Below are 9959 nucleotides of genomic sequence, written 5' to 3' on the forward strand. Positions count from 1 at the left end.
GTCCTAAAAGTTTGGCGCTTTTATCAAAAGCCTCTCCTGCCGCATCATCCAGCGTTTCGCCGATCACCTGCATTGAAAGCGGGCTATCGCAGCGCACGATCTGGGTATGGCCGCCGGATACTGTTAAACAAAGAAAAGGAAAGCTGGGTTGGGGATCGGCTATGAAATTAGCCAGCACATGCGCCTGCATATGATGCACGGCTATCAGTGGTATATCTAATGCCAGGGCCAGGGCTTTGGCAAAACAGCTGCCTACCAGCAGGGAGCCTATCAGCCCGGGTGACTGGGTAAAGGCAATGGCGCTCAGCTCACTGCGGTCCACACCGGCCTTCTTCAGGGCCATATCTACCACAGGCACAATATTCTCCTGGTGCGCGCGCGATGCCAGCTCAGGCACCACGCCCCCATATTGTTCATGTACGGTTTGATTGGCAATGATATTGCTTAACACCTTACCGTCGGTAAGTACGGCTGCACTGGTCTCGTCGCAGGAAGATTCTATAGCTAAAATATGTACGGGCATGGGTGCAAAACTACAGCATTTGCAGCTTTTATTGCGCCTTAATACAGTCTATGCGTACCAGCTTGCCAGCCATGCAGGCCGACATTTGCCCGCGCAGCTCCGTATAATTTACCCGTACACGCTGGCCGGGTTGCAGGTGAAAGCTGGTGTCTATAATGGCTAATGGCTGCAAACGGGTATGCGCACTGTCGTTCAGTACGATCATTAACCCGCAGCCATCCAGCCCCCTCATGTCCATTACAATGCCTTCATAACGGCAGTCGCGGGTATTGATCTGGTTAGTGGTAGAGCAGGAATAAGCAAAGGCTGCCAGGCAAAAGGCAGCAATGTATATACGAAGTTTCATACACAGACAATGTTTGGTCATGAAAGCGCGAAGTTAATATTCCGCCCTCACTTTTCATGTTAATTGCTCCGGATGGCAACCACCGGATCCAGCTTGGAGGCAGAAAAAGCAGGTATAAACCCGGCCACAATACCCACAATAGCCGATATGCTCAGCCCAAGCACAATGTTCTTGAGGGACAAGGTAATGGTAAAACTCTGGCTGCCCGATGCCAGTAACGTACCCGTATACACGATCAGCAATCCAAAGCCCCCGCCTATCAGGCACAATACAATTGCTTCCAGCAGAAATTCCATCATAATTACGCTGCGGCGCGCACCAATGGCCTTTTTCAGCCCAATGATGTTGGTACGTTCCTTCACGGTTACAAACATAATATTGGCTATACCAAACCCGCCCACTATCAGCGCAAATATGGCGATGATACCCCCGGCAACGTTCATGATGGAAAACAGCCCGTTCAGGTTATCGCTTAGCGTAGTGATCTCGTTCAGGGAAAAATCGTCTTCCTCACGCGGCCGTAAACGGTGCATGGCGCGCTCCACGCCCCGCAGCTCGTCTTTCAGCTGTACCAGGGGCACATTGGGAGCCGCTTTCACCATAATATAGGGATCGCCAAAACGGCGTTCATCCATAATAGTACGTCCGTAACCGTAAGGCACTATTACCGCGTTATCATAGTTAATGCCGCCCAGCAGGCTTTCCCCCTTTTTCTTCAGCAGGCCTATCACCTTACAGGGGCGGCCGGCCACCTGCACCGTCTTATTTAAAGCAGCGTCCGAGCTGCTGAACAGCCCTTCCCAGATGTTGGCGCCCAGTATCACTACATTGGAGCTGTTCTCATTACCTGTAAAATAGCGCCCGTTAATGATCGCCGGGTTCTGGATCTTATCAAAATCCTGTGATACCGCCATCACCTCTACCCCATCCATATAATCATCCCGGTATTCTATTTTTTTGCTGTAAGCCGAAAAAGCAAATGCAGCCGAGGAAGCGCTCTGCACTTTATCCTGTATCACCTTCAGCTCCTTGTGCTCAGGCTCCGGACGGTTCATGTATTTCCACCAGGGATATTCGCCCCCGCCGCCCCAGGGCCATTTCTGTATGTAGATCACATCACTGCCTAATGCCTGTACATCACTGCGGATGTTGTTTTCCATACTATCTGTAACGGTAAAAACGGCAATAATGCAAAAGATGCCAATGGTAATGCCCAGTAAGGAGAGAAAAGTGCGTAGCTTATTCACTTTCAGCTCCAGCAGCGCCATTTTAAGGCTGTTCCATAGTATTTTAAGGGTAGCTAACATATTCCCAAATATAAACTATTAAGTTAATAGTTGAGTTGCCGCTGGTCCATAGTCCATAGCATACACCACATAATAAGTTGATCCGGGCCATGGACTATCGACCATGGACCATGGACCCAAAAATTTTACCTATTTTTGCACCCATTTTACAAAAATTACGAATGAAGTACTCCAGCGAGATCAACAAACGGAAAACATTTGCCATCATAGCCCACCCGGATGCCGGTAAAACCACCTTAACGGAGAAATTCCTGTTATTCGGCGGCGCCATTCAAACAGCCGGCGCGGTAAAATCCAATAAGATCAAGAAGCACACCACCTCTGACTTTATGGAAATTGAGCGGCAGCGTGGTATCTCCGTTGCTACCTCCGTTATGACCTTTGAATACCGCGATGTGCTGGTAAACCTGCTGGATACCCCCGGCCACAAAGACTTTGCTGAAGATACCTACCGCACCCTTACCGCGGTAGACAGCGTAGTGCTGGTAATTGACTGTGTAAAGGGCGTGGAAGAGCAAACCGAAAAGCTCATGGAAGTATGCCGCATGCGCGATACCCCCGTGATCATTTTCGTGAACAAAATGGACCGCGACGGTAAAAACCCCTTTGACCTGCTGGATGAGCTGGAAGAAAAGCTTAACATCAAAGTACGCCCCCTGAGCTGGCCCATTAACGGCGGAACGGATTTCAAAGGCGTGTATAACCTCTATAACAAAAGCTTTGTATCCTTTTTGCCCAATAAAAAAGCTACGGACGATGATATAGTGCCGCTGGCCGACCTCAGCTCCAGCTATGTGGATGAGCACTTTTCCGCAAAAGACGCCGCCCAGCTGCGCAACGATGTAGAGCTGATTGAGGGCGTATATGATCCCTTTGATAATAAGCCCTACCTGGAAGGCAAACAGGCCCCGGTGTTCTTTGGAAGTGCGGTGAACAACTTTGGGGTAAAAGACCTGCTGGATACTTTTGTGGAGATAGCACCCGTGCCCCGCGACCGGGAAGCCAGCACCCGCCCTATTGCCGTAGGGGAAGATAAGTTCAGCGGCTTTGTATTTAAGATCCACGCCAACCTGGATCCCCGCCACCGCGACCGTATTGCATTCCTGCGGGTATGCTCCGGCCGTTTTGAGCGCAACAAATTTTACCACCACGTGCGCCTGGATAAAGATGTGCGCTTCAGCAACCCTTACACCTTCCTGGCCCGTGAAAAGAACGTGGTAGATGATGCCTACCCCGGCGATGTGGTAGGTCTTTTTGACACCGGCAACTTTAAGATCGGCGATACCCTTACAGAAGGTGAATCTTTTTACTTCACCGGTATTCCCAGCTTTTCACCGGAGCTGTTCAAAGAGCTGGTGAATAAGGATCCCATGAAAACAAAACAGCTGGAAAAAGGCATCCGCCAGCTAACAGACGAAGGCGTGGCCCAGCTGTTCACCCAGCATGGCGGCAACCGCAAGATCATAGGCTGTGTGGGCGACCTGCAGTTTGAAGTGATCCAGTACCGCCTGTTGCAGGAATACGGCGCAGCCTGCCAGTTCAATACCCTGCCCTTTTACAAAGCCTGCTGGATCACCGGCAACAAACAGAAGATCGAAGAATTTACCCGTTTCAAACAGGCTAATATTGTAGAGGATAAGGATGGCCACCTGGTATACCTGGCCCAGTCTGAATGGTACCTGAATACAGAACGTACCAACAATCCCGAAATAGAGTTTCACTTTACTTCAGAAATACACAAGTAAATGTGCGGATGTGCAGATATGCAAATGTGCAGATGACTTAAGCGAAGTACCTTCATTTGCACATCTGCATCTTTCCGCTTCGCGTAAATCGTTTTCCCGAATGCATAAATACCTTTATGCAGGTCAGTCTTATTTTTGCGTCATTCAATTAACACGTGGTAAAGCAATTTGCTTTCTTGAAATAGCAACGTAGTTTATTTGAGTTGGTCGTACAAAAAAAGCCGCACCTGTTCCCGGGAGCGGCTTTCTTCAATTACGAATTATACAATTACGAATTACGAATGGCTTGTGTTTTGTTATAACAATTCATTTAGATCCGTAATTTGTAATTGATACTAATAATTCAACACAACGGCTTCATCCGCTGCATTCAATTCGTAATTAAATAATTCGTAATTAAACCACGCTACTTCTCCTCCTTGTTATACTGAAACAAAAACTCGCCCATCACATTCCCCTGCTTTCCTTCCACCTTCACATCCAGGTGGGTTTCGCTTTTCCAGCGATAGGTGATCTTTTTAGGGAAATCATTAGCAGGATTCTCAGCAATAAAGCCAATGGGTTTTAATACGGTGAGCTTAACGCGTGCCGGTGTATTATTGGCTTGCCCGGTCATAACAGGGATATAATAAATGCCGTCTGCAGCGCGCACCAGCTGCATACTTTCCTGCAGGCTGCTATCCCGGCCAACAATACGCCAGGTATGGCCCTGCCAGGTGGAGTCGTTTACCTTATGCCACTGCTCTGTGATCACACTTTCACGGGTACGCATGTTCCAGGTGCCTTCCAGCAGGTTTAAATAATGAAAATTTTCGGTACGGGCCTGCCCCGCAGCCGTAGCGCCCCATAGGGTTAACAGCAGGAACAGGCTACTGCTGCACCACCGCTTCTTCTCCATATATCTGGTGTTTGTATTTCAGGGAGGGTGATGTTATGAAAGGTCCCAGGTCCAGTGCTGCCCACTTTTCATCCACCTTGCGGATGGTAGCATCATCTGCCACAATAATATTGGGCCAGTCACGCTCAAAGTTATCCAGGATGCGGGTTTTCAGCGTACCGTCAAAGCCAATGCCGGCCCTTCTTTTACCATTGGGCAATGGCAGGTTCACTACAAAGCTGTCGCGTTTAGGGTCCAGGTTATTGCAAAACCGCCACAGGGCAGATGGCAGGTCGCTTACATCCACGGTATGCTCTACATACAGCACCATTTTAATGCCTGCCATTTCCGGCAGTTCATATAAACGGTCGTTCAGCTCCTTAATATGAAAAGGCCGGTTCTTTTCTACGGCTACCAGCAAACAGGAAATATCCATTTTCAGCAGCGCTGCATTCAAGCCCTTTATTTCCGCAAACCGCTCCAGCAGCGGTGCTGCATTAAATTCGTGATCGATAATTGACCATTCGTAATTCCCGTCCGTCTCTTCCTCGTGCTTCCTTGTTCCGTCAATGCACATTTTACCGCCAAACCCCATTTTTGAGCAGGAATGGTCCAGCACATCCATAGGGCCCTGGCTTAAATAAATATCCGTAGCAGGGTTCAGGTGCCGGAACACATACTGCGCCAGCTGTTTGTAATCCTGTATGCCGGTGCCTTCATCCGTTACTACCAGTATTTTATTGAACATCATTTGCCCGGCGCCCCACATAGCGTTCATCACTTTCTGCGCCTGGCCGGCATAATCCTTTTTGATCTGCGCAATAACCAGGTTATGGAACACGCCTTCCACCGGCATATCCATATCCACTATTTCCGGCACCAGCGTCATTTTTATAGGCGCCAGGAAAATACGTTCGGTGGCCTTGCCTATCCAGGCATCTTCCTGTGGTGGTATGCCCACTATCGTTGAAGGGTATACGGCATCTTTGCGGTGGGTAATACAGGTTACATGAAAACGCGGGTACCAGTCGGCCAGGGAATAATAACCGGTATGGTCGCCAAAAGGCCCTTCCCATATCAGCTCTTCCCCGGGATCTACATATCCTTCTATTACAAAGTCCGCATCTGCAGGCACTTCCAGCTCGGGCTGGGTTATACATTTCACCAGCTCCACTTTCCGCTTGCGCAGAAAGCCGGCCAGCATATATTCATCCACATTTTCAGGTAAGGGGGCTGTAGCAGAATAGGTATATACCGGGTCGCCGCCCAGTATAACTGCTACGGGCATACGTTTGTTCAGCTTTTTGTACTCCATAAAGTGTTTGGCGCTCACTTTATGTTTATGCCAGTGCATACCGGTCATGGTTTTATCAAACACCTGCATACGGTACATGCCCACATTACGGCTGCCATTGTTCGGATCTTTGGTGTGTATTACCGGCAGGGTTATAAAAGGGCCGCCATCCTTGGGCCAGCATTGCATTACCGGTAGCTTGGTAAGGTCAGGGTCGGCCATCACAACTTCCTGGCAGCTGCCTTTGCCGCTTACCACCTTTGGCATCCAGGAAGCAAACTGGCTAAGCTTGGGCAGCATGGATAATTTATCCAGGATGCTTTCTTTCGGTTTCGACAGCATTTTAAACAACCCTTCGATCTCCGAAGCCACATCATCCAGCTCCTGCACGCCCAGCGCCAGGCACATACGTTTATAGCTGCCCATGGAGTTTATCAGCACCGGGAAATCATATCCCGTGTTCTCAAACAGCAGGGCCTTGCCCCCGCCCGGCGATTTGCTCACCCGGTCGGTGATTTCAGCAATTTCCAGCTTGGGATCTACATAAGTTTTGATGCGTATCAGCTCTCCCGCCTTTTCCAGCGTATCAATGAAGTGTTTAAGATGCTTGTATGACATAGCGAAATGAAAAGACAAAGTAAGCTCAAAAATATGTCAATAAAAAATGTCCCGCCACGGAACTAATCCATGACGGGACTTTACCTATTTCAATCTTCATCTAAACATTTCAGCCAGCACAAGGCATTTTCACAATATATATTAACGGACAAATGTAACACCCGCATTAATCACCACGTGAGCACGTGGTCTTGCCGGGTAATAAACTACAGGAGGAGGTGGTGGCGGAGCAACATATACCGGGGGGCCATATACTACCGGCTGTTCATACACTACAACCCTGCGGTCCCGGCACCCATTGTAATACCCGCCATAATAACGGCGGTCATCGCAACGGTCTCTTTTCCAGTGTTTGTAGTGCCCCGGAGGTCCGTAATGGCCCCTTCTTTGCGCCTGAGCAGATAATACGATGCCCCCTAACAGCAGCATCATGAATAGTACGCGTTTCATGCTGTTTCAATTTTAGTTCTTAATAATTGTTGTGAGCGGATGGTAGATGCTACCCGAGAATGGTCAAAGGTGGATTGTGTTTTTCGGTTTGCCGGTTGATAGATTTAAGTTAGCAATGATACGGTGTATACTTAATAACAGGTAGTTGAAGCGTCCCTCCTGGCGGGCCTTTCCGGCTCTTACTCTCTTCGCGGTTTCTGATCCTTGTGGCGGTTGCCGGCGGGTCGTTCGCTTCTTATATACCTGTTCTGATGTATATAATTCAAAGAGTATGCCAAATAAAAAATCCCGTCAACAAGATAGTTGACGGGATACCTTTTTTTTATTGTGGACTTTGTTGGGGGCGAATGATTGTACGCATAACCAACAAGTACTATGCCAAAATGGGTGCTGTACTTAGTATTTGGGACAGCTGGAAAACTTTTGCTTGCCGAACATACCGCCACCGCCTATACGATAAGTGAGGGTTAAGCCGGAAAAGATGTACCAGTCCTTATTTTTATCAGATCCTCTGATAGTGCCGTCTGCAGGGTAAGTACCGGGCGTAATGCCTTTGGTGTTCACCTCATCGCCGCGGTAGGCAAAATCAACAGCCTCCTGCCCTCTCCAGTATCTTAACCGGGTGGCTTCATCAACATAGGTTTTGCTTACATCATCCAGGTAATCCGTAAAGGTTTTACGGAAACCAATTTCCAGGCCCAGGGTCCAGGTATCATTCAGCATCACCTTTATACCTGCGCCAAAAGGAATGGCAAACTGGTGCAGCGCATACTGCCTTCTGTCAGGGTATTCCGCAAGGTTCTGTCCTTCGGTGCTCAGGCGGCGCAAAGGAACCGTATTGCCCAGTGAATCTTTTGTAGTTGGATAGAACTGGAAAAGGGCAATCCCCCCAAATACATAAGGAGTAAAGCCTTTCTCGTAAATATCCAGGAAATTAAATTCTGCAATGAAATGCCCATCCCAAATCACAGAACGGAAGCTCAGGTTGCGCCGGATCAGGTCCTTACTTTCATTGGTGCTGTCGGCGCCTGCAATATGGCCCCAGTTAAGGCCAGCCCGTAAGGTCAGATAACGGTTGATGTCTCTTTTTACCATCAGGCCCAGCGCAGGACGCGTATACTTCATATCTACCCGCTGCTGTGCAAGATCGCCGCTGTAATTACTGATCCCCGCAAAGCCACCAATATGCCAGTCTTGTGCAAACGCGCTGAGTGGGGCCAGAAAACTAAGCAATAGTACCCATTTGATCTGTTTCAACTTGATAAGGTTTTTTTAAGAGGCTAATAGAATTATTATTAATAACGTTAAAAAATTGCAAAAAAGTATAAAGTTATAAGTTTCAGTTCCCCATTAATAATTTTTTCTCCATTCCTGCCAAAAACATTAATTTTATTTTAATTGGCAAAAATACATTATTTATTGTTTTTTACATACACCTATAAACGACTGTTTACCAACAACTTAATCTAACCTCACTAAAACCTTAATCTGCTAATGAAGCCCAAAGCGCCCACAAAAGATCAATTGGAGCAATATGCACTGCGCGGTCTGGGGTATGCCGATGATCACGTAATGGAATCCTTTAACATGAAGGAAGTATCAGACTGGCTGGGGATCTCCTACTCTTATTTTTATCACATCTTTGCAGAGATCATGGGCGAACCTTACTGGCAGTACGTAAAACGCCATCGCCTGGAACTGGCCGCCGGCCTGCTGCGCCACAGCGGGTATAACATCGGGGAGATCAGCGACCTCTCAGGCTACGCTACCATGGCCGCTTTCACCAAAGCCTTTACCAACCATTTCGGCGGCAGCCCGCGTTACTTTCGCCGGATAGAAGAGCTGCCCAACGAAAAAAGAACCCTGGAAATGACGGCCATGATCACGGCTGTACATGCCCAGCAAGGCAGCACCATCAGCAACTTTTTCAGCTTTGAAAGGGCCGAGCATGTAATACTGCCCGATTCCATCATGTACTACACCCTCATTTCCTACGGACAGGATCCTATAGCCCAGCTGGTAATGAGAATGAGCCGCTACGAGCAGCGCTTCCGCAAAATGCTGGACCTGCTGGATCTGCCCCAGGGTAAAATCATTACCGGTACCCTGGATGCCGTGCCGGTTACCGATTATGAACGGCTAAGCATGTTCGCCGGTGTATGCATTCCCGTTAAGGATACACAGGCCAATATCCAGTTAAGCGAGCAGGTAAAGAATTTAATAAGGAAACGCATTTCAGGCGGCCATTACCTGCGCCTGCAGGTGCCGCTGGACTTTGTAAGCGCCGGGGTGCCCATGTACGATTTTATTAACCGCTGCTGCCGCGAAGGCATTTATAAAATGAGCGGCAATCATTTCTTTATGTCACTCACAGGTCCCAATTTGTGCGAGATCTATATACCCTACATGAAGAATATCTGACAATGTGCAGATGTGCAGATATGCAGATGTGCAAATGACGGATTACGCTTTAATTCATCTGATAATGTGCAGATATGCAGATATGCAGATGTGCAAATAACGAATTACGCTTCAATCCATCTGATAATGTGCAGATGTGCAAATATGCAGATGGGCAAATGACGGATTACGCTTCAATCCATCTGCACATCCGCATATCTGCACATCTGCACATCTATTTAAACACTGCCTTAAAGCAGTTCGTCGTTGTATTCTCCCCGTCTTTTGCATTGGTTTTACGGCCGTAGTATTCATCCAGGAAAGCCCCTGCCGGCGACCATACCGTTTGCATCATGCCCTGGTACATAGGTTTCAGCTCCTTGGTAGCATCCCTGCGGA

The 9959-nt window shown here is 48.2% G+C and carries 9 protein-coding genes; 2 read left to right on the forward strand and 7 right to left on the reverse strand.

Annotated elements, in window-relative coordinates; genetic code table 11:
• The 3 genes from VIM87_RS10105 to VIM87_RS10115 form a co-directional block, all read right to left on the reverse strand.
• Positions 1 to 523: tRNA (adenosine(37)-N6)-threonylcarbamoyltransferase complex transferase subunit TsaD (locus VIM87_RS10105; RefSeq protein WP_331996877.1), on the reverse strand; the 523-nt coding region annotated here is incomplete at its 3' end.
• 28 nt (positions 524 to 551) lie between these two features.
• The gene (locus VIM87_RS10110; RefSeq protein WP_331996878.1) at positions 552 to 869 is read right to left on the reverse strand and encodes a hypothetical protein; all 318 of its coding nucleotides are present in this window, start codon (positions 867 to 869) and stop codon (positions 552 to 554) included.
• A gap of 59 nt (positions 870 to 928) precedes the next feature.
• Complete coding sequence (locus VIM87_RS10115; protein WP_331996879.1) at positions 929 to 2176, reverse strand: ABC transporter permease; 1248 nt, start codon at positions 2174 to 2176, stop codon at positions 929 to 931.
• A gap of 161 nt (positions 2177 to 2337) precedes the next feature.
• Between VIM87_RS10115 and VIM87_RS10120 the strand changes: the two genes are divergently transcribed.
• Positions 2338 to 3921 (forward strand): peptide chain release factor 3, encoded by a 1584-nt coding sequence (locus VIM87_RS10120; RefSeq protein ID WP_331996880.1) that lies wholly within the window; start codon positions 2338 to 2340, stop codon positions 3919 to 3921.
• Between the two features lie 406 nt (positions 3922 to 4327).
• Here the strand turns inward: VIM87_RS10120 and VIM87_RS10125 are convergent, their stop codons facing one another.
• From VIM87_RS10125 to VIM87_RS10140, 4 genes are all read right to left on the reverse strand, one after another.
• Positions 4328 to 4819, reverse strand: a complete 492-nt coding sequence (locus tag VIM87_RS10125; RefSeq protein WP_331996881.1) for a DUF6265 family protein — start codon at positions 4817 to 4819, stop codon at positions 4328 to 4330.
• The gene (locus tag VIM87_RS10130; RefSeq protein ID WP_331996882.1) at positions 4791 to 6710 is read right to left on the reverse strand and encodes a menaquinone biosynthesis decarboxylase; all 1920 of its coding nucleotides are present in this window, start codon (positions 6708 to 6710) and stop codon (positions 4791 to 4793) included. Before VIM87_RS10130 ends, VIM87_RS10125 begins: the two co-directional genes overlap by 29 nt.
• Before the next feature lie 141 nt (positions 6711 to 6851).
• Entirely contained in the window at positions 6852 to 7160 is a 309-nt protein-coding gene (locus VIM87_RS10135) for a hypothetical protein (protein WP_331996883.1), read from the reverse strand.
• A 396-nt stretch (positions 7161 to 7556) separates the two neighbouring features.
• Positions 7557 to 8417: a DUF6089 family protein gene (locus tag VIM87_RS10140; protein WP_331996884.1), complete on the reverse strand. Its 861-nt coding sequence runs from the start codon at positions 8415 to 8417 to the stop codon at positions 7557 to 7559.
• A gap of 237 nt (positions 8418 to 8654) precedes the next feature.
• Here VIM87_RS10140 and VIM87_RS10145 point away from each other — a divergent pair, with 237 nt between their 5' ends.
• Entirely contained in the window at positions 8655 to 9581 is a 927-nt protein-coding gene (locus tag VIM87_RS10145; protein WP_331996885.1) for a helix-turn-helix transcriptional regulator, read from the forward strand.
• Positions 9582 to 9959 lie beyond the last annotated feature (378 nt).

Source organism: Chitinophaga sp., from assembly GCF_036569125.1.
Lineage (GTDB): Bacteria > Bacteroidota > Bacteroidia > Chitinophagales > Chitinophagaceae > Chitinophaga.